This window comes from Thermococcus sp. M36 (assembly GCF_012027355.1).
In the GTDB taxonomy this organism is placed as follows: Archaea; Methanobacteriota_B; Thermococci; order Thermococcales; family Thermococcaceae; genus Thermococcus.
On the sequence record NZ_SNUH01000001.1, the window covers coordinates 465,991 to 485,070 of the forward strand.

Annotated in this window: 33 protein-coding genes; 28 read left to right on the forward strand and 5 right to left on the reverse strand. The window is 57.2% G+C overall.

What is annotated here, in order from left to right:
• Positions 1-47: 47 nt before the first annotated feature.
• Positions 48-260 carry a TRAM domain-containing protein gene (locus E3E36_RS02670; protein WP_055430018.1) on the reverse strand — a complete coding sequence of 71 codons (213 nt, stop codon included), beginning with the start codon at positions 258-260 and terminating at the stop codon, positions 48-50.
• Positions 261-624: 364 nt separating this feature from the next.
• Here E3E36_RS02670 and E3E36_RS02675 point away from each other — a divergent pair, with 364 nt between their 5' ends.
• The 28 genes from E3E36_RS02675 (at position 625) to E3E36_RS02810 (ending at position 17,100) form a co-directional block, all read left to right on the forward strand.
• The gene (locus E3E36_RS02675) at positions 625-1,122 is read left to right on the forward strand and encodes a monovalent cation/H+ antiporter subunit E (protein ID WP_167893847.1); all 498 of its coding nucleotides are present in this window, start codon (positions 625-627) and stop codon (positions 1,120-1,122) included.
• Complete coding sequence (locus E3E36_RS02680; RefSeq protein ID WP_167893848.1) at positions 1,119-1,382, forward strand: cation:proton antiporter; 264 nt, start codon at positions 1,119-1,121, stop codon at positions 1,380-1,382. Before E3E36_RS02675 ends, E3E36_RS02680 begins: the two co-directional genes overlap by 4 nt.
• A complete protein-coding gene (mnhG, locus tag E3E36_RS02685) occupies positions 1,379-1,750 on the forward strand; it encodes a monovalent cation/H(+) antiporter subunit G (RefSeq protein ID WP_167893849.1) in 372 nt (123 codons plus the stop codon). Before E3E36_RS02680 ends, mnhG (E3E36_RS02685) begins: the two co-directional genes overlap by 4 nt.
• On the forward strand, positions 1,747-2,013 hold the full coding sequence (locus tag E3E36_RS02690) for a DUF4040 domain-containing protein (protein ID WP_055430021.1): 267 nt from the start codon (positions 1,747-1,749) through the stop codon (positions 2,011-2,013). Before mnhG (E3E36_RS02685) ends, E3E36_RS02690 begins: the two co-directional genes overlap by 4 nt.
• A complete protein-coding gene (mbhE, locus tag E3E36_RS02695) occupies positions 2,010-2,312 on the forward strand; it encodes a hydrogen gas-evolving membrane-bound hydrogenase subunit E (RefSeq protein ID WP_167893850.1) in 303 nt (100 codons plus the stop codon). The genes E3E36_RS02690 and mbhE (E3E36_RS02695) overlap by 4 nt, the downstream gene beginning before the upstream one ends.
• Positions 2,302-2,748: a Na(+)/H(+) antiporter subunit B gene (locus E3E36_RS02700; protein ID WP_167894724.1), complete on the forward strand. Its 447-nt coding sequence runs from the start codon at positions 2,302-2,304 to the stop codon at positions 2,746-2,748. Before mbhE (E3E36_RS02695) ends, E3E36_RS02700 begins: the two co-directional genes overlap by 11 nt.
• Positions 2,745-3,104, forward strand: a complete 360-nt coding sequence (locus E3E36_RS02705) for an NADH-quinone oxidoreductase subunit K (protein ID WP_055430023.1) — start codon at positions 2,745-2,747, stop codon at positions 3,102-3,104. The genes E3E36_RS02700 and E3E36_RS02705 overlap by 4 nt, the downstream gene beginning before the upstream one ends.
• Positions 3,101-4,639 (forward strand): proton-conducting transporter membrane subunit, encoded by a 1,539-nt coding sequence (locus tag E3E36_RS02710; protein ID WP_167893851.1) that lies wholly within the window; start codon positions 3,101-3,103, stop codon positions 4,637-4,639. The genes E3E36_RS02705 and E3E36_RS02710 overlap by 4 nt, the downstream gene beginning before the upstream one ends.
• Before the next feature lies 1 nt (position 4,640).
• Positions 4,641-4,988, forward strand: coding sequence for a hydrogenase (locus E3E36_RS02715; protein WP_167893852.1), 348 nt, complete (start codon positions 4,641-4,643; stop codon positions 4,986-4,988).
• A 56-nt stretch (positions 4,989-5,044) separates the two neighbouring features.
• The gene (locus tag E3E36_RS02720) at positions 5,045-5,527 is read left to right on the forward strand and encodes an NADH-quinone oxidoreductase subunit B family protein (protein WP_167894725.1); all 483 of its coding nucleotides are present in this window, start codon (positions 5,045-5,047) and stop codon (positions 5,525-5,527) included.
• A complete protein-coding gene (locus tag E3E36_RS02725) occupies positions 5,524-6,051 on the forward strand; it encodes an NADH-quinone oxidoreductase subunit C (protein WP_167893853.1) in 528 nt (175 codons plus the stop codon). Before E3E36_RS02720 ends, E3E36_RS02725 begins: the two co-directional genes overlap by 4 nt.
• Positions 6,048-7,343 (forward strand): nickel-dependent hydrogenase large subunit, encoded by a 1,296-nt coding sequence (locus E3E36_RS02730; protein WP_167893854.1) that lies wholly within the window; start codon positions 6,048-6,050, stop codon positions 7,341-7,343. Before E3E36_RS02725 ends, E3E36_RS02730 begins: the two co-directional genes overlap by 4 nt.
• Positions 7,340-8,329, forward strand: a complete 990-nt coding sequence (locus E3E36_RS02735) for a respiratory chain complex I subunit 1 family protein (RefSeq protein WP_167893855.1) — start codon at positions 7,340-7,342, stop codon at positions 8,327-8,329. Before E3E36_RS02730 ends, E3E36_RS02735 begins: the two co-directional genes overlap by 4 nt.
• On the forward strand, positions 8,326-8,751 hold the full coding sequence (locus E3E36_RS02740) for a 4Fe-4S binding protein (RefSeq protein WP_167893856.1): 426 nt from the start codon (positions 8,326-8,328) through the stop codon (positions 8,749-8,751). Before E3E36_RS02735 ends, E3E36_RS02740 begins: the two co-directional genes overlap by 4 nt.
• 240 nt (positions 8,752-8,991) lie before the next feature.
• Entirely contained in the window at positions 8,992-9,495 is a 504-nt protein-coding gene (locus E3E36_RS02745) for a Na+/H+ antiporter subunit E (RefSeq protein ID WP_167893857.1), read from the forward strand.
• Positions 9,492-9,791 (forward strand): cation:proton antiporter, encoded by a 300-nt coding sequence (locus tag E3E36_RS02750; protein WP_167893858.1) that lies wholly within the window; start codon positions 9,492-9,494, stop codon positions 9,789-9,791. The genes E3E36_RS02745 and E3E36_RS02750 overlap by 4 nt, the downstream gene beginning before the upstream one ends.
• Positions 9,788-10,141 (forward strand): monovalent cation/H(+) antiporter subunit G, encoded by a 354-nt coding sequence (mnhG, locus tag E3E36_RS02755; protein WP_167893859.1) that lies wholly within the window; start codon positions 9,788-9,790, stop codon positions 10,139-10,141. The genes E3E36_RS02750 and mnhG (E3E36_RS02755) overlap by 4 nt, the downstream gene beginning before the upstream one ends.
• Entirely contained in the window at positions 10,138-10,401 is a 264-nt protein-coding gene (locus E3E36_RS02760; protein WP_167893860.1) for a hydrogenase subunit MbhD domain-containing protein, read from the forward strand. Before mnhG (E3E36_RS02755) ends, E3E36_RS02760 begins: the two co-directional genes overlap by 4 nt.
• Complete coding sequence (gene mbhE / locus E3E36_RS02765; protein ID WP_167893861.1) at positions 10,398-10,670, forward strand: hydrogen gas-evolving membrane-bound hydrogenase subunit E; 273 nt, start codon at positions 10,398-10,400, stop codon at positions 10,668-10,670. Before E3E36_RS02760 ends, mbhE (E3E36_RS02765) begins: the two co-directional genes overlap by 4 nt.
• On the forward strand, positions 10,667-11,134 hold the full coding sequence (locus E3E36_RS02770) for an MnhB domain-containing protein (RefSeq protein ID WP_167893862.1): 468 nt from the start codon (positions 10,667-10,669) through the stop codon (positions 11,132-11,134). Before mbhE (E3E36_RS02765) ends, E3E36_RS02770 begins: the two co-directional genes overlap by 4 nt.
• On the forward strand, positions 11,127-11,492 hold the full coding sequence (locus tag E3E36_RS02775; RefSeq protein ID WP_167893863.1) for a sodium:proton antiporter: 366 nt from the start codon (positions 11,127-11,129) through the stop codon (positions 11,490-11,492). The genes E3E36_RS02770 and E3E36_RS02775 overlap by 8 nt, the downstream gene beginning before the upstream one ends.
• A complete protein-coding gene (locus E3E36_RS02780) occupies positions 11,489-13,042 on the forward strand; it encodes a proton-conducting transporter membrane subunit (protein ID WP_167893864.1) in 1,554 nt (517 codons plus the stop codon). The genes E3E36_RS02775 and E3E36_RS02780 overlap by 4 nt, the downstream gene beginning before the upstream one ends.
• Positions 13,039-13,392 carry a hydrogenase gene (locus tag E3E36_RS02785; protein ID WP_167893865.1) on the forward strand — a complete coding sequence of 118 codons (354 nt, stop codon included), beginning with the start codon at positions 13,039-13,041 and terminating at the stop codon, positions 13,390-13,392. Before E3E36_RS02780 ends, E3E36_RS02785 begins: the two co-directional genes overlap by 4 nt.
• On the forward strand, positions 13,393-13,839 hold the full coding sequence (locus tag E3E36_RS02790) for an NADH-quinone oxidoreductase subunit B family protein (RefSeq protein WP_055430039.1): 447 nt from the start codon (positions 13,393-13,395) through the stop codon (positions 13,837-13,839).
• Positions 13,836-14,399 (forward strand): NADH-quinone oxidoreductase subunit C, encoded by a 564-nt coding sequence (locus E3E36_RS02795; RefSeq protein WP_167893866.1) that lies wholly within the window; start codon positions 13,836-13,838, stop codon positions 14,397-14,399. The genes E3E36_RS02790 and E3E36_RS02795 overlap by 4 nt, the downstream gene beginning before the upstream one ends.
• Complete coding sequence (locus E3E36_RS02800; protein WP_167893867.1) at positions 14,399-15,637, forward strand: nickel-dependent hydrogenase large subunit; 1,239 nt, start codon at positions 14,399-14,401, stop codon at positions 15,635-15,637. Before E3E36_RS02795 ends, E3E36_RS02800 begins: the two co-directional genes overlap by 1 nt.
• On the forward strand, positions 15,634-16,599 hold the full coding sequence (locus E3E36_RS02805; protein ID WP_167893868.1) for a respiratory chain complex I subunit 1 family protein: 966 nt from the start codon (positions 15,634-15,636) through the stop codon (positions 16,597-16,599). Before E3E36_RS02800 ends, E3E36_RS02805 begins: the two co-directional genes overlap by 4 nt.
• Before the next feature lie 3 nt (positions 16,600-16,602).
• Complete coding sequence (locus E3E36_RS02810) at positions 16,603-17,100, forward strand: 4Fe-4S dicluster domain-containing protein (RefSeq protein WP_167893869.1); 498 nt, start codon at positions 16,603-16,605, stop codon at positions 17,098-17,100.
• A gap of 2 nt (positions 17,101-17,102) precedes the next feature.
• Here the strand turns inward: E3E36_RS02810 and E3E36_RS02815 are convergent, their stop codons facing one another.
• From E3E36_RS02815 to E3E36_RS02830, 4 genes are read right to left on the reverse strand one after another with little or no spacing between them, the layout of a single operon-like run.
• Positions 17,103-17,585: a ferritin family protein gene (locus E3E36_RS02815; protein ID WP_167893870.1), complete on the reverse strand. Its 483-nt coding sequence runs from the start codon at positions 17,583-17,585 to the stop codon at positions 17,103-17,105.
• Positions 17,586-17,631: 46 nt separating this feature from the next.
• The gene (locus E3E36_RS02820; protein ID WP_167893871.1) at positions 17,632-17,811 is read right to left on the reverse strand and encodes a hypothetical protein; all 180 of its coding nucleotides are present in this window, start codon (positions 17,809-17,811) and stop codon (positions 17,632-17,634) included.
• Positions 17,804-18,514: a SagB/ThcOx family dehydrogenase gene (locus E3E36_RS02825; protein WP_167893872.1), complete on the reverse strand. Its 711-nt coding sequence runs from the start codon at positions 18,512-18,514 to the stop codon at positions 17,804-17,806. Before E3E36_RS02825 ends, E3E36_RS02820 begins: the two co-directional genes overlap by 8 nt.
• A 33-nt stretch (positions 18,515-18,547) precedes the next feature.
• Positions 18,548-19,033 carry a THUMP domain-containing protein gene (locus E3E36_RS02830; RefSeq protein WP_167893873.1) on the reverse strand — a complete coding sequence of 162 codons (486 nt, stop codon included), beginning with the start codon at positions 19,031-19,033 and terminating at the stop codon, positions 18,548-18,550.
• Between the last annotated feature and the right edge of the window lie 47 nt (positions 19,034-19,080).

Sequence of the window (19,080 nt, forward strand, 5' to 3'; positions counted from 1 at the left end):
TGAAAACGTTTTCACAAGCGTCAGGTAAGAATAGAAGGAAAAGGAAATCAGATGACTTCCGCGAAAGCGAACTTTCTCTTAACCGAGTTAATGACGATCTCAACCTCGTCGCCGACCTGGGTGTTCGGGACGAAGATAACGAAGCCCTTTATCTTGGCGATGCCGTCACCGCCCTTCCCAAGGCTCTCAATCCTAACTCTGTACCTTTCTCCAACCTTAACCGGGGCCTCGTAGCCACCGCCAAATCCATCTCCATACATATCCAACACCAACTCTTTCAACTTTTGGAACCTTCCCGAAAAGACTCCGAGAAGAGTCCCAGTGTGGGCTAGCCGGGAGAGTATATAAAGCTTTGGGTGGTCTTTATGGCCACAGGGGCATAAAAAGGACTTTCCGGGCCAGATATGGGCACCGGTGGGAGGTTTCCGGGATCTCCACGCTGGAGGAGTCCCAGGCACTCGGGCGCCGGTATCTAACCTAAGGTTAAAAACAAAGCGTTACATACCTTTGTTTTCAATTCTAAACTTCAGAAAACCCTTTTAAGCCGTCTTTTTCTATTTCCTCCGGAAATCTAAGAAAATAAGGCCCGAACAGGGTTGTAAACCAAAAGTGGGGGGACGGACAATGAGTTTCATCGCTGTATTCATTTGGTCATACGTGCTCTGGTTAGTGCTGACTGCGGGAAGCAGGGGTCTGCTCTGGAGCAGCCAGGAGCTCGTTGCCGGGGTGATATTCTCGGCGATAATAGCCTTCGCCACCAGGGACGTCATAGGGGAGAAAGCATCGCGCTTCCTCAACCCCGTTAAGTGGGCGGGCTTCATAGCCTACACCCCCGTGCTCTTCTGGGGCATGGTCAAGGCCAACCTCGACGTTGCCTACCGCGTCATAACCGGCAGGATAAAGCCGGGAATCGTGCGCGTCCCGGTTGACCTCGAAAACGACGCCCAGTACACCATACTGAGCAACTCGATAACCCTCACCCCTGGAACGCTGACCGTTGATGCCTGTCCGGAGGAGAAGGCACTCTACGTCCACTGGATAAACGTCACCGATAAGGAGCCAAAGAGCTCCGAGGTGATAGCCGGTTCATTTGAGAAATGGGCAAGGAGGCTGGGAAGATGATAGCACCCGAGTTCTTCTACGCTGCGGTCATAGTCATGATAGGCGCATTCCTGGCACTGCTCAGGGTGTTCTTCGGCCCGAGCGTGCCGGACAGGGTTGTTGGAGTAGACACCCTCAACACGCTCATCGTCGCGGGGATGGTTCTGCTAGGAGCGGCCTACGACAGGACGATATACATCGACATCGCGATAGTCTACGCGCTTCTGAGCTACGTCGGAACGCTAGCGATAGCGAAGTACCTCCAGGGGGGATTGAGGTGAGCGCGGTAACCTACGTAATATACGCCTTCCTAGGCATAAACATCATCTTCAATCTGCTCGGCAGCTTCTCGCTCCACAGGTTCCCTGACGTCTACACGAGACTCCACGGGGCCACGAAGTGCACCACCTTTGGGACAATCTTCGCGGTTCTGGCGGTAGTTGTTCACGCTGCCTACCAGCTCCACCTCACCGGTGACCCCAAGTACCTCCAGATGGCGCTCCACAGCCTCGTGGCACTGGTAGCGCTCCTCCTCACGAACCCGACGGGGGCGCACGCAATAGCGAAGGCGGCACACCTCAGCGGATACAAGCCCGCCAAGGCGGTCGTTGATGCCTACGAAGAGAAACTAAGGGGTGGTGAGGAATGAACGTCCTCTCTGTTGACATGGCGATCCAGTTCGGCATACTCCTCGGCGTCCTCATAGCGGCCTACCTCACGATAACCATGCGCGACTTGCTCAGCGCGGCCATAGCCTCGGCAGCGATGAGCCTTCTGCTGAGCCTGGAGTTCTACATGCTCCACGCGCCGGACGTCGCGATAGCCGAGGCCGCTGTTGGAGCCGGCGTCGTTACAGCCATAGTCGTGTATGGAATTGCCAAAACGGAGAGATGGGAGCGTGAGGGGCCATGAACAGGACTTTTGGAGCTCTCGCACTGCTGTTCCTCCTGGGAGTATTGCTCGTCGTTGCGAGTCCGTCAACGGGGATAAAGTTCGGCCTCGGCGGGGACGAGTGGATGAAGTATCGCTACACCGATCAGTACTACATCGAGCACGGCGTTGAGGAAGTCGGTGGAACAAACATAGTCACGAACATAGTGTTCGACTACCGTGGCTACGACACCCTCGGGGAGGCGACGGTTCTCTTCACTGCCATAGCTGGAGCGGTTGCGCTCCTCAGGCCCTGGAGGAGGGATGAGGATGAAGAGTGACATGGGGCTCATAGTCAAAACGACCGCGAGGGCCACCATTCCCCTCATCGGCATATTCGGCGCCTACGTGGTCTCACACGGTCACCTAACACCTGGAGGCGGCTTCCAAGGAGGTGCGACGATAGCCGGGGCGGGGATACTGTTCCTCATAGCCTTCGGCTTCGGCGAGATGAGGAAGAGGTACGACCACCACATTTACTCAGCTCTTGAAGGTCTTGGAGGCCTGGTCTTCCTCGGCATGGCCATGCTCGGCCTGGGAGTTGCGTTCTTCTACAACACGCTCTGGCACAGTGGGCCGTTCTTCGACGGCCAGCCGGGAACGCTGCTTTCAGCGGGATACCTTCCCATAATGAACCTCGCCGTCGGCCTGAAGGTCTTCGCGGGACTGATCAGCGCGATGGTGGCGATAGCCGCTTACAGGAGGTGGAAAGAGTGATCCCGTTCCAGTTCATCACCGCTTTCCTCATGATAGCAATGGGAATCTACGCGTTCCTCTACAAGAGGAACCTCATCAAGCTCATCCTGGCCCTCAACGTCATCGACTCCGGAATACACCTGCTCCTCATAAGCTTCGGTTACAGGATAGAGCTCGGCCAGATACCCACGGCACCCATCTACACCGGCTACGAGACCGTGAAGAGCGCCATGGTGGCTCCGCTGCCCCAGGCGCTCACCCTTACCAGCATAGTCATAGGAGTCTGTGTCCTCGCACTTGCTATGGCCCTCACGATAAACGCCTACAGGCACTACGGAAGCCTCGACGTTAACAAGCTCAGGAGGTTGAGAGGATGAACGTCCTGCCGTACCTCATCATAGTCCCCCTCTTCGGAGCGTTCGCGCTCCCGATGGTCGGCCTCGCAGGAAAGAAGGCCAGGGAGCTGTGGGCAGTACTCATCACCGCCATCACGCTCGGCGTCGCGGCTGAGCTGTTCTACACCGTATGGAAGGGCGGCGAGATAATAGTGTACACGCTGGGTGCAGAGAGCCCGCTCGGCCAAGGCGTGCCCTTCCCGATAAGGATAGTCTGGGAGGTCGACCTGCTGGCTGCACTGTTCATCCTCATGGTGGCCTTCGTGGCCTTCGTGGCGGTGCTCTACTCCACCGAGTACATGAGCCATGATACCGGGCTCGAAAAGTACTACGCCCTCATACTCCTCCTTGAGGTCGGAATGCTCGGTATAGCCATGACCGGCGACCTCTTCAACTTCTACGTGTTCATGGAGATAATGAGCATAGCTGGCTACGCTCTGGTAGCTTTCAGGAACGACACCTGGGAGGGCATAGAGGCCGGCATAAAGTACATGTTCGTGGGGTCCATCGCGAGCAGCTTCATCCTCCTCGGAATAGTGCTCCTCTACGGCCAGTACGGAACGCTGACGATGGCCTACCTAGCCAAGATGATAGCCGAGAACCCGACGTTCACCGCCAAGGTGGCCCTCGGACTCCTCATCGGAGGGCTGCTCTTCAAGAGCGGTGCGGTTCCAGTCCACATGTGGCTCGCCGATGCCCACCCGGCAGCACCGAGCTCAATCAGCGCCATGCTCTCCGGCCTGGTCATCAAGATAGGTGGCACCTACGCCCTGGCCAGGATGGCCTTCAGCGTCTTCAGCACAGGCATAGACACCAAGACCGTAGGGTGGATCATAATACTCTTTGCCTGCGTTACCCTAATAGTAGGCAACGCGATGGCTGTAATCCAGACGGACATGAAGAGGCTCTTTGCCTTCTCCAGTGTGGGCCAGATTGGATACATCCTCCTCGGAACCGGAATAGGCTTGGCCGCCTACGGAAGCGATGTTGGAAACATCGCCCTCGCTGGAGCGATATACCACACCGTCAACCACGCCGTCATAAAGGCGCTCCTCTTCCTGGTTGCTGGAGCCGTCATCCACCAGCTCGGAACCAAGAACCTCAACGAGCTCAGTGGAATCGCCAGAAAGATGCCCGTGACGAGCTTCGCATTCCTTATCGGCGCCGCAGCGATAATAGGCCTCCCGCCGATGAACGGCTTTGCCAGCAAGTGGCTCATCTACGAGAGCTCGGCGCTCTTCAACCCGCTGGTGGCTGTCATAGCGGTGATAGGCACCGCCTTCAGCCTCGCGGCCTACATAAGGGTGCTCTTCACCTTCCTCGGGAGGCCCAGCGAGAGGGTCATGGACGCAAGGGAGCCAGGAAAGGCCATGCTTGTGCCGATGCTCCTCCTCGTGGCCGTTATAATAGTCATGGGGCTCTTCCCGTGGTTCATCAGCGACCGGATCATGATACCTGCCGCAAAGATGCTCGAAAACGCCGGAGCGTACATAACCGCCGTACTGGGGGGTGCGTGAAATGTTCGGCTACTGGGACGCTCTCTACTTCGTTTACGTTTTCATCATAGGCCTGATCATCTCGTACATGCTCTACAAGTGGGCTGAGAGGTCGAGTACTGGAACTAGGAGAACCGGGGATGGAACCAAGATATTTCTCAGCGGTGAGGATCAGGACAACGTTATCCCGCAGTTCGAGCACTTCCAGGGCTACGTCACTGGAAGGCACGTCATGTGGGGCCTCATCAGAGGGATCCACAGGCTCTTCCTGGTCTTCCGCAGGGAGCACACCGGTCTCTTGAGCGACTACGTCAGCTACCTGCTCGTCACGACGGCGATAGTGGTGGGGGCCCTGATAGTCTGGGGATGAGGAGGTGAAAAGGTATGGCCATTAAAGTTCACGCCCACGACGCCCATACCGGCGGCATGAACTCCTCCCAGCGCGAGAGGCTTGAGAAAGAGATATCGAAGCTGTGCAGGTACATAGGAAGATCACCATGGGTTTTCCACGTTAACAGCGGCTCGTGCAACGGGTGCGACATCGAGATAATAGCCGTCCTGACACCGCGCTACGACGCGGAGCGCTTCGGTGTAAAGCTAGCCGGGACGCCGAGGCATGCCGACATACTGCTCGTTACCGGCCCCGTCACCAACCAGAGCCTTGAGAGGGTCAAGCTGGTCTACGAGCAGACCCCCGACCCGAAGGTGGTAGTGGCAGTCGGAGCGTGCCCCACCGGCGGAAGCGTGTTCTTCGAGAGCCCCTTCACCAACGCACCGCTGGACAAACACATACCGGTGGACGTCTTCGTCCCGGGCTGCCCGCCGAGACCTGAGGCCATACTGCACGGCGTCGTGCTCGGCCTTCAGAAGCTGATTGAGAAGATTGAAGGGAAGGAGGTAGGGAAATGAACGTTGACGAGTTCATCAGGGTTTTCGGCGAGAGGTTCCCTGAGGCGGAGATAAGGGTCAGCGAGAACAAGCAGCCCCACCCGAGGAAGAGGGTGTGGGTTACGGTCGAGAGGGAGAAGTTCCATGACGCGATGGCGTTCATAAAGGAGCTCGATCCGACGGCCCAGTTCTCCATAATCATCGCCAGGGACGCCGGCGAGACGCTTGAGGCAAAGTACCACATGGAGCTATTCTGGGAGGAGGGCGAGAGCATCTCGCTCATAGTCGGCACCAGCGTCCCCAAGGACGACCCAAAGCTCCCGACCGTTACAGACGTCTTCCCGAGCGCTCTGCCCTACGAGAGGGAAGTCCAGGAGTTCTACGGACTGTTCTTTGAGGGAATTCCCGACCCCAGAAGGCTCTTCCTCCCGGACGACTGGCCCGAAGGTGTCTACCCGCTCAGGCTGGACGATACAGGCATCAAGCCGGAGATGGTGAAGAACGCCGGCCACCCGTACAAAATGAAGAGGGAGGGCTCGAAATGAACGAGAGGATTGAGTACTGGGTCAAGATACCCATCGGACCCATTCACCCGGCTCTTGAGGAGCCGGAGAAGTTCATCATAACACTAGACGGAGAGAGGATAATCAACGTCGACGTCAAGCTCGGCTACAACCTGAGGGGAATAGAGTGGATAGCCCTGAGAAGGAACTACATCCAGATACTCTACCTGGCAGAGAGAATGTGCGGCATCTGCTCATTCTCCCACAACCACACCTACTCCAGAGCGGTAGAGGAGATGGCCGGCATAGTGGTTCCTGAGAGGGCCGAGTATATCCGCGTAATCGTCGGCGAGCTGGAGAGAATACACTCCCACCTGCTCAACCTCGGTGTAGTTGGCCACGCCATAGGCTACGACACCGTCCTGCACCTCACATGGCTCGCCAGAGAGCGCGTTATGGACATACTTGAGTTCATCGGCGGCAACAGGGTCAACTACGCCGTCAACATGATAGGCGGCGTTAGGAGGGACATTGGGGAGAAGCACATCAGGGCAATAATGGACATGATAGACTACTACCGCAGGGAGGTCATGCCCAAGATAGAGGAGGTCTTCCTCTACGACCCGACCGTCGAGGCCCGCTTAAGGGACGCGGGCGTTATTCCAAAGAGGATAGCAATCGAGTACAGCGCCCAGGGGCCCACCGCGAGGGGAAGCGGCGTCAAGAAGGACGTCCGCTACAACGAGAAGCTCGGCGTTTATCCCGACCTCGGAGTGAAGCCGATAACCCCCAAGGAGTTCACCGGTGTCATCAAGGGGGACGTCTTCGACAGGATGGTCGTCAGGGTCGGGGAGATATGGCAGAGCCTTGAGCTCATCGAGAGGGCCATAGACCAGATGCCAGAGGGCAAGATAAAGGCCGTCCCCAAGGACAACGCCCTCCTCTTCCAGCTCAAGAAGGCAGAGGGGGAGGGAATAGGCAGGTACGAGGCTCCGAGAGGAGAGCTCATCCACTACGTCATGGCCCAGAAGGGCAAGGACGTCCCGGCGAGGTGGAAGATGAGGGAGCCGACCTTCCCCAACCTGTTCGCGATAGCCAGGGCATTGGTAGGCGAGCAGGTCGCCGACGTCCCGGTCGCGATAGCCTCAATAGACCCGTGCCTGAGCTGTACCGACAGGGTCGCGGTTATCGATGCAAATACCGGAAGGAAGAAGGTTCTCACCGAGAGGGACCTTCTCAGGCTCTCCATTGAGAAGACGAGGGAGATCAACCCCAACGTAAAGGCCAGACCCGAAGTAGTTGGAGTAGGATGCCCGAGGGGTGGTGGACTATGAACCTCCTCTACGCTACCCTTGGATTCATAGGGGTTTACATCTACGTCTCGCTCGCGTCACTGCTCTGGGGAGGAGTGGACAGGAAGCTCGTCGCGAGGATGCAGAGGAGAATAGGGCCCCCGCTGCTCCAGCCCTTCTACGACTTCCTGAAGCTGGTGAGCAAAGAGTCAATAATCCCAAGGGACGCCAACAGGTTCTTTGAGCTGGCCCCGGTCATGGCGCTCGCGACCTCAATAGCGCTCCTAGCCTACACGCCGCTCGGCTTCGAGCCTATCTTCGGGACGAAGGGCGACGTCATAGTCTTCATATACCTGCTTACCCTCATAGGATTCCTCCGCGTGGTCGGTGCCGTCAGCTCGGGCTCCCCCTACGCCCAGATTGGCGCCCAGAGGGAGATGGCCCTCCTTGCGTCAAGGGAGGCCCCCATGATGCTCGCCCTCTTTGCAATCCTCTGGCGCCTCAGCGAGCTCGGCGTTACCAAGCCCTTCAGCATGGGCACGTTCTACGAGCACAGCATCTGGGAGCTGGGGACGCCCCTCAGCCTCATAGGGACGTTCATACTCCTCTTCGTCTTCCTAGCCTGGCTCGCCAGCGAGATAGAGGTGGGCTACTTCAACATACCAGAGGCGGAGACGGAGCTCGCTGAAGGCCCTATGGCCGAGTACAGCGGCAGACACCTGGCGATATTCGAGCTCACCAACGCCATAAAGGCCTTCGTGAGTGCGAGCCTCGTCGTGGCAATATTCTTCCCGTGGGGGATTTCCGGCTACCTCGGCCTCACCGGGGTTTCCGCGATGGTGGTGGAGCTCATCTTCCACACCCTCAAGGTATTTGCCGTGCTCTTCGTCAGCATGAGCATCTTCAGGGCCATAACGGGAAGGCTCAGGATAAACCAGGCGGTGAACATGTTCTGGACGAGGCTCCTGCCGGCGGCAGTAGTCGGGGCGCTGCTCCTGGCCATTGACACCCTGGGGGTGATAGCATGAAGGTTCCACCGACCCTCTCCACCGTCCTCGGAAACCTCTTCAAGAAGCCTGCAACCAACCCATTCCCTGAGAGCGAGCCAGTGCCGGTTCCGGAGGGGTTCAGGGGCAAGCTCAACTACGACGTCGAGAAGTGCGTCGGCTGCAGGCTGTGCATCATGGTCTGCCCCGCCGGCGTCATAGAGTACGTTCCAGAGGTCAGGAAGGTTACCTTCTGGCTCGGAAGGTGCGTCTTCTGCGCCCAGTGTGTCGACGTCTGCCCTGTCAATGCACTCTGGATGAGCGACGAGTTCCTGCTGGCGACCACCGACAAGTACGAGGACAACCTCATGTGGTTCCACGGGGAGGAGATCGAAGAGTTCAAAAAGAAGCTTGAGGAGCAGAAGAAGGCCAAGGAGGCCGCCAAGAAGCCGGCGGCCAAATGAGGCCATTGCTTTTCTTTTTCATCCGCCAATGTACTTTTATGAGCTTTAGTATACCAAATAATACTACGGAGTGCAGTTTTCTGTACCTTTGTAAAGATATGTGCTCTTTATGTTTGTCAAATTTCTGGTTATTAACCATTTGTTTTAGAAACCCATTTATAAAAATTTTATCAATTCAAGAATGAGATTTGGGCGAAATACGCCCGGTCCGAGTTCAAAACCAAAAGTTGAGGTGGGAAAATGGGATTTGCCGCATCGTTCCTATGGTCCCTCATTGTCTACCTCCTGCTGACGGCCGGCTCCGGTAGCATCGTGGCATGGAGCCCAGCGGAGCTGGTGGCCGGAGTGATTATTGCGGCGATAATAGGATACGCAACGAAGGACGTAATGGACGAAAGGATCGGCTACTTCTTCAGTCCGAAGCGGTGGCTGCTGTTCGCCGTCTACGCAGTCGGGCCGTTCTTCTTTGCCATGGCGAAGGCCAACCTCGACGTCGCCTACAGGGTCATAACAGGGAAGATCCGGCCGGGAATTGTGAAGATATCGCCCGGCCTGACGAGGGACGAGGCAAAGACCCTCCTGGCCAACTCGATAACCCTGACGCCGGGAACTTTCACGCTGGAGATAGACGATGAGGGCAACTTCTACGTCCACTGGATAAACGTGCCGCCCGGAAAGGAGAAGCCCACACCCGAAGAGTTGTGCGGATACCTTCCAAAATGGGCAAGGAGGATTGCGGAATGACGGTCAATGGGGTGTTTATAGGGGCGATGATACTGCTTCTCTTCTCGGCCATGCTGACGCTGATAAGGCTCCTCGCGGGGCCAACCATACCGGACAGAGCCGTTGCGCTCGACTCCATGACGACGACCACCGCCGGCGCGATGGTTCTCTACGGCGTTATAACAAGACAGGCGGTCTTCATCGACGTCGCGCTCGTCTACGCGGTTCTCAGCTACATAGCGACGCTTTACATAGCCCGCTACCTCGTGAAGAAGAGGGTCGGAATAGCCGAGAGGCCGGAGGGTGAGGCCTCATGATAGAGTGGATAATAGGGATTTTCCTAGCAATCGGGGTGTTCTTCAACCTGCTGGCCAGCGTCGGGATACTTCGCTTCCCGGACGTTTACACCAGGATACATGCGGCCACGAAGTGCACCACCTTCGGGACGATTTTCATAGTGCTCGCGACGGTTACATACTCGGTTTACAGCTACTACTGGATTCAGAAAGACCCCGCTTGGATAACCATAGGGATACACTCCGCCCTAGTCGTGATATTCCTCGTTCTCACCAACCCCGTCGGGGCACATGCCATAGGCCGCGCCGCCAGAAAGTCCGGGATAGCCCCCTACGGGGCCGTTATAGACGAGCTGGAGGGAAAGCTATGAACTTCGAGGAGCTGTTCTGGGCGATTCAGGTGCTCGTTGGGATAGGGCTCCTAACCTCGGCGATAGCGGCGATACGCTTCAAGAACCTGGTCTCAGCCGTGATAGCGATGGCCGTCTTCAGCCTCATCCTCTCGCTGGAGTTCTACGTGCTCCAGGCGCCCGATGTCGCCATAGCGGAGGCAGGCGTTGGGGCCGGCCTCACGACCGCCATGTACCTCCTCGCTATAAAGAACACAACCGACGAGGAGGTGATAGAATGAGGAAAGCCCTCGGTCTCTTCGCGTTCATAGGCTTCACCCTCTTCCTCATAGCCGCCGCCATGAGCCTCAGGCCCTTCGGGGAGCCTGTTCACACTGACATGGACGCATACTTCATCGGGCACGCCCAGGCGGAGGCTTCGGCAAACAACGTCATCACGAGCATAGTCTTCGACTACAGGGGATTTGATACCCTCGGCGAGGCGACCGTCCTCTTCACGGCCGTTGCCGGTGTATTGATGGCCCTCAGGCGTAAGGGGGTGAAGACATGACCACCGTAATCATCAAGACCACCACGAAGTACCTAGCTACGCTCATACTCACCTTCGGAGCATACATAATCCTCCACGGTCACCTCACCCCTGGAGGCGGATTCCAGGGCGGTGCAGTCTTTGCGAGCGGGCTGGCCTTGCTAATAGTCGCCAACAGGTACGAAGAAGTCAAAAGGGTCTTCGCCAGAGCCCCCCTGGGTGCCCTTGAGAGCATAGGCGCCCTAGGCTTCCTTGGAACGGCCCTCCTGGGCCTCATGGGATACACGTTCTTCAAGAACGTCATGGCGAACAGCGGGTTCTTCCTCTTTGGGGAGCCTACCCCCGCCGGAATAAACCCCGGCTACCTGAACACGGGGGGGACGCTGCCGTACATGAACATATTCGTCGGGACGAAGGTTTTAGCGGGCCTGACGAGCATAATCCTGGTGTTCTACCTCCTCCTGGGGGTGAGGAAAGATGAATAACCTGGTTCTGGTCAACCTGCCCTTCATAGTAGTGGCCCTCCTGCTGGCAGTGGGCTTCTACACGATAGGGTTCAAACGGAACCTCATCAAGGTCGTCATAGGGGTTGAAATACTCGAAGGGGCAGTCAACCTGTTCCTCATAGCTCTCGGCTACGTCAAAGGCGCCTACGCGCCGATATACACGATGGCACCAAAGGAGGCAGCCAACAACATGGTTCTGCCGACGCCCCAGGCGTTAACCCTGACCAGCATCGTCATAGGCGTCGCGGTATCTGCCCTCATGCTGGCCTTCGCCGTCAACATCTACCGCCACTACGGAACCCTCGACGTCACAAAGGCAAGGAGGCTGAGAGGATGATCGAGCACCTGCCGGCTTTAATGGTAGCCGTCCCCCTCTTCGGGGCGTTTACAACACCGCTCCTGAAAAAGAAGCCAAGCGCCGCCGCGCTGTGGGCACTCGCCATCACGGCCGTTACTCTGGGCCTCGGCGTCCTGCTCGTCATGGAGGTTCTGACAAGGGGAATGATGGTCTACGTATTCGGCGCTGACGAGCCCGGCCTGGTGCTCCCCTCCGGCTACAGCGTTCCGATAAGGATAATCTTTGAGGTTGACGCAATGGGCGCCTTCATGGCACTATCGGCGGTTCTCATGAGCTTCATTGGTGCGATGTACTCCTACAGCCACGTGAAGCTCGAAACCGGCCTCGAAAAGTACTACGCCCTGCTCCTCCTCCTGGAGGTCGGAATCCTCGGCATGGTGCTCACCGGAGACCTCTTCAACCTCTTCGTGTTCCTGGAGATAGCGGGAATAGCCGGCTCGGCACTGGTCGGCTTCAGGAACTACCGCGGTGAGGCTAGCGAAGCCGGGCTGAAGTACCTCATAGTCAGCGCGGTAGCGTCCCTCATGGTTCTCTTCTCAATCGGTCTGCTCTACGGCCAGTACGGGAACCTCAACATAGCCTATCTCAGCAGCCAGATAGGCTTCAACACAGTCGACATGATAGCCCTGGGAATACTCTTCGCCTCCTTCGTGATGAAATGCGGTTCGGTGCCGACCCACCACTGGGTTCCGGACGCTTACACCGAAGTCCCGTCCGGAATAAACCCCGTCCTGCTGGTGGCCACTTATGCAAGCCTCTACGCCCTCTTCAGGGTCAGCTTCAGCCTCTTCGGAACCATCAGCCTCAGCATGAGCTCAGTTGGGTGGATAATGAGCGTCCTCGGAGTGCTCACAATGTTCATCGGCGTCACAATGGCCCTCGTCCAGAAGGACGTTAAGAGGCTCATGAGCTACCACGCCATCTCTCAGACCGGCTACATGCTCCTCGGTGTTGGCGTCGGCCTGACGGTGCTCAACGACCCGGCCAAGCTGGCCGCCTTCGGAAGGGACGCCATGGCCGGCGGAATATTCCACATTATCAACCACATAATCTACAAAAGCCTCCTCTTGATGACGGCTGGAGCGCTCTTCTACGTCACGGGGACGAGGAACCTCAACGAGATGGGGGGCCTGGCCAGAAAGATGCCATACACGACGGTGGCATTCATCGTAGGAGCAGCGGCAATATCCGGAATCCCTCCCTTCAACGGCTTCGCCAGCAAGTTCCTCATCTACGAGACTTCCTACCAGCTCAACCCACTTTTAGCAATATTCGCCATGGTCACGAGCGTTCTGACTCTGGCATCGTTCGTCAAGGTCTTTGCCTCTGCATTCCTCGGGCCGCCGGTAAAGAGGTACGAGAACGTCAGGGAGGTTCCAAAGCCCATGGTCGTGGCTATGCTCATCCTGGCGGCTCTGTGCATCCTCTTCGGTCTGTTCCCGAACATAGTGCTTGACAAGCTCGTCTACCCGGCGGTTGACGCACTGCTGAACCTGAACGGCTACCAGACGTGGGGTGGTGTCCTATGAGCTGGCTTGAGAGCCTTACCCTGACCTCGCCGTCGGGTTTCTGGAACCCTCTGCTGTGGCTGGCGTTCCTGATAATCTTCGCCGTCATCGGCTACATCATCTACTCAAGAGGAAACAGGAGCTACAAGCCCGGAACGGAGCAGGTGAAGCCATTCATCAGCGGCAACGCCGTTGACGACGTGGAACTCATACGCGTCCGTGCAAGCGACATATACTGGGGTCTCATAGAGGCAATGAAGGGCTACTACGCCGTGCTCATGAGAATGCACACCGGGGACGTGAGGGACTACATCCTCTGGTACCTTGGAGTCGGCGCAATAATCCTGTTCATCCTCGTGGGGGGTGTGTGAATGGGGAAGCTCACCAACTTTAAGCGCTCCATCTGGGTGTTCCACGCGTCCGGCGGAAGCTGCAACGCCTGCGACATAGAGATAGTTGCCGTGCTTACTCCCCGCTACGACGTGGAGCGCTTTGGAATCAAACTCGTCGGAAGTCCGAGGCACGCTGATGTGCTCCTCGTTACTGGGGCAATACCAAGGGACTTCGCGGACAAGCTGAGGCGCGTGTACGAGCAGATGCCCGACCCGAAGGCGGTCGTGGTCGTAGGAAACTGCGGAACCAGCGGTGGAGTGTTCTATGACTCCTACAACATAGCGGGCCCGATAGACGAGATAATACCTGTGGACGTCTACGTTCCGGGCTGCCCACCGAGACCTGAGGCGATAATAGACGGCGTTGTGAAAGCCTGGCTCAAAATAGAGAAGCTGGAAAAGGAGCTGGAGGGGAAGAAAGAATGAAGGAGCCGATGAGCGTGGAAGAGGTACTCAAGAAGCTCCAGGAGGCGCTGGGAGAGGCACTGCTGTCCCACGAGGTCAGGGAGTACACCATGGGCGTTAAGCGGAAGAGAACCTACAGTGAGCTGTGGATCACTATAAAGCCAGAGGCCTTCAGGAAGACCGTCGAGGCCATATTTGCCCTCGACTATCCCCACCTCCACTTCATAGCGGGAGAGGACCAGGGAGGAGAGACGATAACCATGATCTACTCTTTTGGAGTCTTCCACACGCACCCATGGGGCGAACTGAGCATCACCATCAAGTTCGACCTTCCCAAGGACAACCTGGTTCTTCCGACGATAACGGACCTCATGCCCGGTGCTGAGACCAACGAAAGAGAAATCCGGGAGATGCTGGGCGTCGAGTTCGAGGGGCTGAAGAACAAGAGGCACCTCTTCCTGCCGGACGACTGGCCGGAGGGCAGGTACCCGTGGAGAAGGGACGAGTACGGCGTCGAGGACATGATCAAGCACACCCACAGGAGCGTGAACGAGATAAGAAAGATGAGGGGTGAGGAGTGATGGCCAAAACTCAGTATTACGTTCCCGTTGGACCCATTCACCCCGCACTGAAGGAGCCCATAAGGGTCGAGGCGAAGGTCGAGGGAGAGAAGATAGTCGAGGTCGACGTCAAGAGGGGCTTTGCCCACAGGGGAATAGAGTACATGGGCATGAAAAGGAACGCCATCCAGACCCTCTACCTCTCCGAGAGGATATGCGGCATCTGCTCGATATCCCACCCCTACGCCTTCGTGGTTACTGCCGAGAAGGCTCTGGGGATCGAAGCGCCCCCGAGGGCCCAGTACATCAGGACGATAATAGGTGAGCTCGAAAGGATACACAGCCACATACTGTGGCTGGGCGTTATAGCACACGAGATGGGCTTTGACTCCCTCCTGTTCTGGACGTGGAAGGGCAGGGAGAGACTCCTCGACATACTGGAGCTCCTAACGGGCAACAGGATAAACTACTCGGTCTTCATGATAGGCGGCGTGAGGAGGGACATCAAGCAGAGCCACGTCAAGGCCCTGGAGGACATGATAAGCTACTACAGGATATTCAACGAGGAGATGAAGGAGGTCTTTCTGGCGGATCCGGTTTACAAGGCAAGGACGCGCGGGGTGGCCCAGCTCTCAAAGAAGAAGGCCCTGGAGCTCAACGTCGTCGGGCCGGTTGCTAGGGCGGCGGGGATAAGGATGGACATCCGGCAGGACATTCCCTACGACGCCTACGCCGACATAGGCGTTAGGGCCGTGGTGCCGCAGGACATCGTCGGCGAGGCCAGGGGCGATGCCTACGACATCACCATGGTGAGGCTCTACGAAATAGACCAGAGCCTGGACATCATAGAGTACTGCCTCGACGAGATGCCCGAGGGCAGACTGCTGGCAGTGGAGAAGTACCCGGCACTTCTCGCAAAGATAAAGCGCACCCAGGGTGAGGCTATCGGAGCTCACGAGGCCCCGCGCGGCGAGGTCATTCACTACCTCAAGTTCGACGGAACCCGCGATGGGCCGGCGGTATGGAAGGTCATAGCGCCGAGCTACAACAACATCAACACCTGGGCTCCGCTTCTCCTCGGCGCCGAGGTGGCGGACATACCGATAGTCGTCGCCTACATCGATCCGTGCATGTGCTGCAACGACAGAATCGCGGTCGTGAGGGACGAGAACGGCAGGATAATCGACCCAGCAACTCTCCACAGGAAGGCGGTTGAAAAAACAAAGAGGATTAAGGAAGAACTGGGGGTGAGGGCATGACCCCCGAGACCCTCATTTACGCGTTCACCTTCCCCGTGCTGGGGGTCTTCCTCGGACTGGCCTACAAGGGTATAGACAGGCGCTTCTCGGCGAGGCTGACTTCCAGAATAGGCCCGCCCATAAGGCAGCCCTTCTGGGACGTCGGGAAGCTGCTCCTCAAGGAGACAGTGGTTCCGGAGAACGCGATAGCGTGGATATTCAACGCGATGCCGATAGTATCATTCGCGGCCTCAATGACGCTCCTGCTCTACATACCCTTCGGAGTGCTCAAAGCACCCCTTGAGGGCTACGGCGACTTAATCGTCATCCTCTACCTGCTGACACTCCAGTCCCTCTCCATGACCATAGGCGGCTTTGCCTCGGGAAGTCCGTTCTCATCGGTGGGTGCGCAGAGGGAAATGGTGCTCATGATGAGCTATGAGATGCCGCTCGCGACGGTCATCATTGGCTTCGCGCTGGTCTATAGGAGCTTCTCGCTGACAACGATAGCCTCGACGCCGGTGTGGGGCATCGTGAGTCCGCTGGCGGCCATGGGAATACTGCTCCTCTTTATAGCCCTGCTCGTGGTGACGCCGGCGGAACTGGCGAAGCTCCCCTTCGACATAGCCGAGGCAGAAACTGAGATATGTGAGGGCATACTCGCAGAGTACAGCGGGAGGAACCTGGCACTGTTCTACCTCTCCGATGCCGTCAGGGGCTTCGCAATGATAGCCCTGGAGGTAGTGCTGTTCTTCCCGTTCACACTGACCGGCATATTCAACCTCAGCCTCACGGGGACGTCCTACTACGCCGTCGAAGCGCTGTGGTTCCTCTTCAAAGTGCTGGTGCTCTACCTGCTGGCGGTGACATTAGTCAGAACTTCATTCGCGAGGTTCAGGATAGAGCAGGCTTCCAAGATATTCTGGGTCTACGTCAACATAATCGCCCTCGTGGGAGTGGCCCTCGTGTGGATGGGGGTGTGATGCATGGTAAACAAGATGATGTTCGTCCTGCTCAAGCAGCTCGTCCACAAACCGGCGACGAACCCCTTCCCCGTCAAGCACGCCCCGGCAAACGTCACCGAACTGATAGAAAAGGTCCAAAAGGGGGAAGTCCAAATAAACCCACCGGTACCCGTTTCGGAGGGCTTCAGAGGCAAGCTTCACTACGACCCAGAGAGGTGCATAGGCTGCAGACTGTGCATCCTAGTCTGCCCGGCCAACGCCATGGAGTGGATACCCGAGCTGAAAAAGATACGGCACTACGTCAGCAGGTGCATGTTCTGCGCCCTCTGTGTTGACGTCTGCCCCGGCAAGAAGTTCCCAGGCGAGGAGAAGGCTGTGAAGGCGCTCAGCATGAGCGAGGAGTTCCTCATAGCTGACTACGACAAGTACAGCGACAACCTCATCGAGGAGCCGCCCGAGGCGAAGGAGCTCCACAAGAAAAAGCCCGAAGCCCCTGCTCAGGTGGGGGAAAAGACATAAGGCTATTTCTTTTTCAACTCTTCGTACCTTTCCCTGAGCATCTCGTAGTGCCTCCTCTCCACCTCGGCGAGCTTTGTGTAGAGCTCCCTAAGCCCCCCGTCCCTGGCCCTCTCCGCGAGCAGCTTGTAGGACTCGTGGGCTATCAACTCGCTCTCCATTGCAGCTTTAAGAACCTCCTCGAGCTGGTCCGCCCTCTCGAACTCGTCGATGACGGACAGAACCTCAAGGGGCGGTATATCAACCTTCGGCTTTCCCCCGTATCTGACCTCATAGTGGGCACCCAGTTCGGTTGAGTGTCTGAGGGAATCCTCAGCCAGCCTCTCAAAGGTCTCCACGAGCTCCCTCCCGAGACCCAGGTTTCTGGCCCTCCTGGCCAGCTCGCCATAGAACTCGGCCTCCTTCTTTTCACCCCATATCCAGTAAGCTAAAGCTTCCTCATAGCTCAGCTTTGAAAGCGCCTCGACGACCTCGTCAACGTCGTACATGGTTCATCCCGTTCTCACTAGGACGGTCCGATAAATAAGCTTTGGGCTACCTGACGACCCATATCGTCAGGAACATCGCGATGTAGGCGATTATGCTGATGACCACGTGGACTTTTATCCAGAAGTCTCTCCGCTTGGTGAGGAATATCAGTGCCCCGCTCAGCATTGAGAGGCCCATAAAAGCGAATGTAAGGTAGCCCAGCGTGTAGTGGTCGAGGCTAACCACCTGGAACACCCACCGGGAAGATGTACAGGGGAACACCGTCGGTTCCGATTATACCGGCCACCGATGCATCGTCGAAGGCCCCGACCGCGACGGTCCCCAAACCTAAAGCAGTCGCCTGGAGGTAGATGTTCTGGCCTATGTGCCCGGCCTCCATGTGCACGTACCTTATTCCGCGCTCCCCATAGTAATGGGCAGTTCTATCATAGAATACCACCAGAACTATATCAACCGCCGCCTTTCCCACCCATTCCTGGTCGAGTGCCGCCTTCTGGAGAGCGTTTCTGTAGTCCCTCTTCCTCACGAGGGCCAGGGTATGGGTGAAGGGGTCATAGAGGTAGATCCCTGGCTCAAGACCCTCGACGTTTCCTGCTACAACATAGACCTCGAAGGGATAAGTAGCTCCTGCGCTCGGGGCAGAGCGGTATTTTTTGGCCGAATATGTTATCCCCTGGGCAGCCCAGAGGAGCTGGGAGAGCCCTTCCAGGGTTAATGGCTCGTTCCGATAAGAACGGATGCTCCTCCGCTTCGCTATCGCTTCCTCGACGCTGACCTCTGAGTCCAGCCTCGGCTCCGGCAGGACTATAACCTCCCCTGAAAGGGTCTCACCCTGCCCTCTCCAGAGGAGGTAGGGCTTGAGGAGGAGAAGGAGGGATGACGCCACCACCAGCACCACAACGATGTACGAAACGTGCCTGAAGTTCATATTCATGAATTGGACATCATACTATTTTAGGCTTCACTCTATTACCTCAAAGCGGAGCAGTTCTCCCCTCCCCAGGAGCCCGATTCCTGCCCTATTCCCCAGAATCTCAACGACAACTGTGTAGTCCGGATAGCCCAGGTTCACTCTCAGGCCAAAGCGCTCCACTATGAGCGAGCCGAGGCCTGTCTCCAGCTCTCTCTGGGAGAGCCTCTTATTTCCCCTGACCTTGGCGCGGACGGCGAAGGTGCCGTCTATTTTTTTCGCTAGTTCAAGGACTGCCCTTTCAATCTCCTCCTTCTTGGCGGGAACGATGAGGTCGAGGGGAACAACCCTCTGTATTGCCTGGGTCTCGAAGTTCTTCAGCCGTTCGAGGGCTTCCTCCTTCGACAGCGGTGTCTCGGCCAGGAGAACGCCCCTCCAGTCGGTTCCCCTAACGCGGACGTTTTCAAGCGCCCACTCAAGCTCAAGTATGGCATCCCCCTCGCGCCCCTGAGGGGCGGTTACGATGAGAACCGTCATCTCTGCTCACCGATGGACAAGTTTTTATATTTCGCGTTCCTAAACTA

What these genes read in the sequence shown, in the direction of transcription:
- E3E36_RS02670 (WP_055430018.1), bottom strand. Translation starts at nt 260, where the DNA reads ATGTATGGAGATGGATTTGGCGGTGGCTACGAGGCCCCGGTTAAGGTT.
- E3E36_RS02675 (WP_167893847.1), top strand. Translation starts at nt 625, where the DNA reads ATGAGTTTCATCGCTGTATTCATTTGGTCATACGTGCTCTGGTTAGTG.
- E3E36_RS02680 (WP_167893848.1), top strand. Translation starts at nt 1,119, where the DNA reads ATGATAGCACCCGAGTTCTTCTACGCTGCGGTCATAGTCATGATAGGC.
- E3E36_RS02690 (WP_055430021.1), top strand. Translation starts at nt 1,747, where the DNA reads ATGAACGTCCTCTCTGTTGACATGGCGATCCAGTTCGGCATACTCCTC.
- mbhE (WP_167893850.1), top strand. Translation starts at nt 2,010, where the DNA reads ATGAACAGGACTTTTGGAGCTCTCGCACTGCTGTTCCTCCTGGGAGTA.
- E3E36_RS02700 (WP_167894724.1), top strand. Translation starts at nt 2,302, where the DNA reads ATGAAGAGTGACATGGGGCTCATAGTCAAAACGACCGCGAGGGCCACC.
- E3E36_RS02710 (WP_167893851.1), top strand. Translation starts at nt 3,101, where the DNA reads ATGAACGTCCTGCCGTACCTCATCATAGTCCCCCTCTTCGGAGCGTTC.
- E3E36_RS02715 (WP_167893852.1), top strand. Translation starts at nt 4,641, where the DNA reads ATGTTCGGCTACTGGGACGCTCTCTACTTCGTTTACGTTTTCATCATA.
- E3E36_RS02720 (WP_167894725.1), top strand. Translation starts at nt 5,045, where the DNA reads ATGAACTCCTCCCAGCGCGAGAGGCTTGAGAAAGAGATATCGAAGCTG.
- E3E36_RS02725 (WP_167893853.1), top strand. Translation starts at nt 5,524, where the DNA reads ATGAACGTTGACGAGTTCATCAGGGTTTTCGGCGAGAGGTTCCCTGAG.
- E3E36_RS02730 (WP_167893854.1), top strand. Translation starts at nt 6,048, where the DNA reads ATGAACGAGAGGATTGAGTACTGGGTCAAGATACCCATCGGACCCATT.
- E3E36_RS02735 (WP_167893855.1), top strand. Translation starts at nt 7,340, where the DNA reads ATGAACCTCCTCTACGCTACCCTTGGATTCATAGGGGTTTACATCTAC.
- E3E36_RS02740 (WP_167893856.1), top strand. Translation starts at nt 8,326, where the DNA reads ATGAAGGTTCCACCGACCCTCTCCACCGTCCTCGGAAACCTCTTCAAG.
- E3E36_RS02745 (WP_167893857.1), top strand. Translation starts at nt 8,992, where the DNA reads ATGGGATTTGCCGCATCGTTCCTATGGTCCCTCATTGTCTACCTCCTG.
- E3E36_RS02750 (WP_167893858.1), top strand. Translation starts at nt 9,492, where the DNA reads ATGACGGTCAATGGGGTGTTTATAGGGGCGATGATACTGCTTCTCTTC.
- mnhG (WP_167893859.1), top strand. Translation starts at nt 9,788, where the DNA reads ATGATAGAGTGGATAATAGGGATTTTCCTAGCAATCGGGGTGTTCTTC.
- E3E36_RS02760 (WP_167893860.1), top strand. Translation starts at nt 10,138, where the DNA reads ATGAACTTCGAGGAGCTGTTCTGGGCGATTCAGGTGCTCGTTGGGATA.
- mbhE (WP_167893861.1), top strand. Translation starts at nt 10,398, where the DNA reads ATGAGGAAAGCCCTCGGTCTCTTCGCGTTCATAGGCTTCACCCTCTTC.
- E3E36_RS02770 (WP_167893862.1), top strand. Translation starts at nt 10,667, where the DNA reads ATGACCACCGTAATCATCAAGACCACCACGAAGTACCTAGCTACGCTC.
- E3E36_RS02775 (WP_167893863.1), top strand. Translation starts at nt 11,127, where the DNA reads ATGAATAACCTGGTTCTGGTCAACCTGCCCTTCATAGTAGTGGCCCTC.
- E3E36_RS02780 (WP_167893864.1), top strand. Translation starts at nt 11,489, where the DNA reads ATGATCGAGCACCTGCCGGCTTTAATGGTAGCCGTCCCCCTCTTCGGG.
- E3E36_RS02785 (WP_167893865.1), top strand. Translation starts at nt 13,039, where the DNA reads ATGAGCTGGCTTGAGAGCCTTACCCTGACCTCGCCGTCGGGTTTCTGG.
- E3E36_RS02790 (WP_055430039.1), top strand. Translation starts at nt 13,393, where the DNA reads ATGGGGAAGCTCACCAACTTTAAGCGCTCCATCTGGGTGTTCCACGCG.
- E3E36_RS02795 (WP_167893866.1), top strand. Translation starts at nt 13,836, where the DNA reads ATGAAGGAGCCGATGAGCGTGGAAGAGGTACTCAAGAAGCTCCAGGAG.
- E3E36_RS02800 (WP_167893867.1), top strand. Translation starts at nt 14,399, where the DNA reads ATGGCCAAAACTCAGTATTACGTTCCCGTTGGACCCATTCACCCCGCA.
- E3E36_RS02805 (WP_167893868.1), top strand. Translation starts at nt 15,634, where the DNA reads ATGACCCCCGAGACCCTCATTTACGCGTTCACCTTCCCCGTGCTGGGG.
- E3E36_RS02810 (WP_167893869.1), top strand. Translation starts at nt 16,603, where the DNA reads ATGGTAAACAAGATGATGTTCGTCCTGCTCAAGCAGCTCGTCCACAAA.
- E3E36_RS02815 (WP_167893870.1), bottom strand. Translation starts at nt 17,585, where the DNA reads ATGTACGACGTTGACGAGGTCGTCGAGGCGCTTTCAAAGCTGAGCTAT.
- E3E36_RS02825 (WP_167893872.1), bottom strand. Translation starts at nt 18,514, where the DNA reads ATGAACTTCAGGCACGTTTCGTACATCGTTGTGGTGCTGGTGGTGGCG.
- E3E36_RS02830 (WP_167893873.1), bottom strand. Translation starts at nt 19,033, where the DNA reads ATGACGGTTCTCATCGTAACCGCCCCTCAGGGGCGCGAGGGGGATGCC.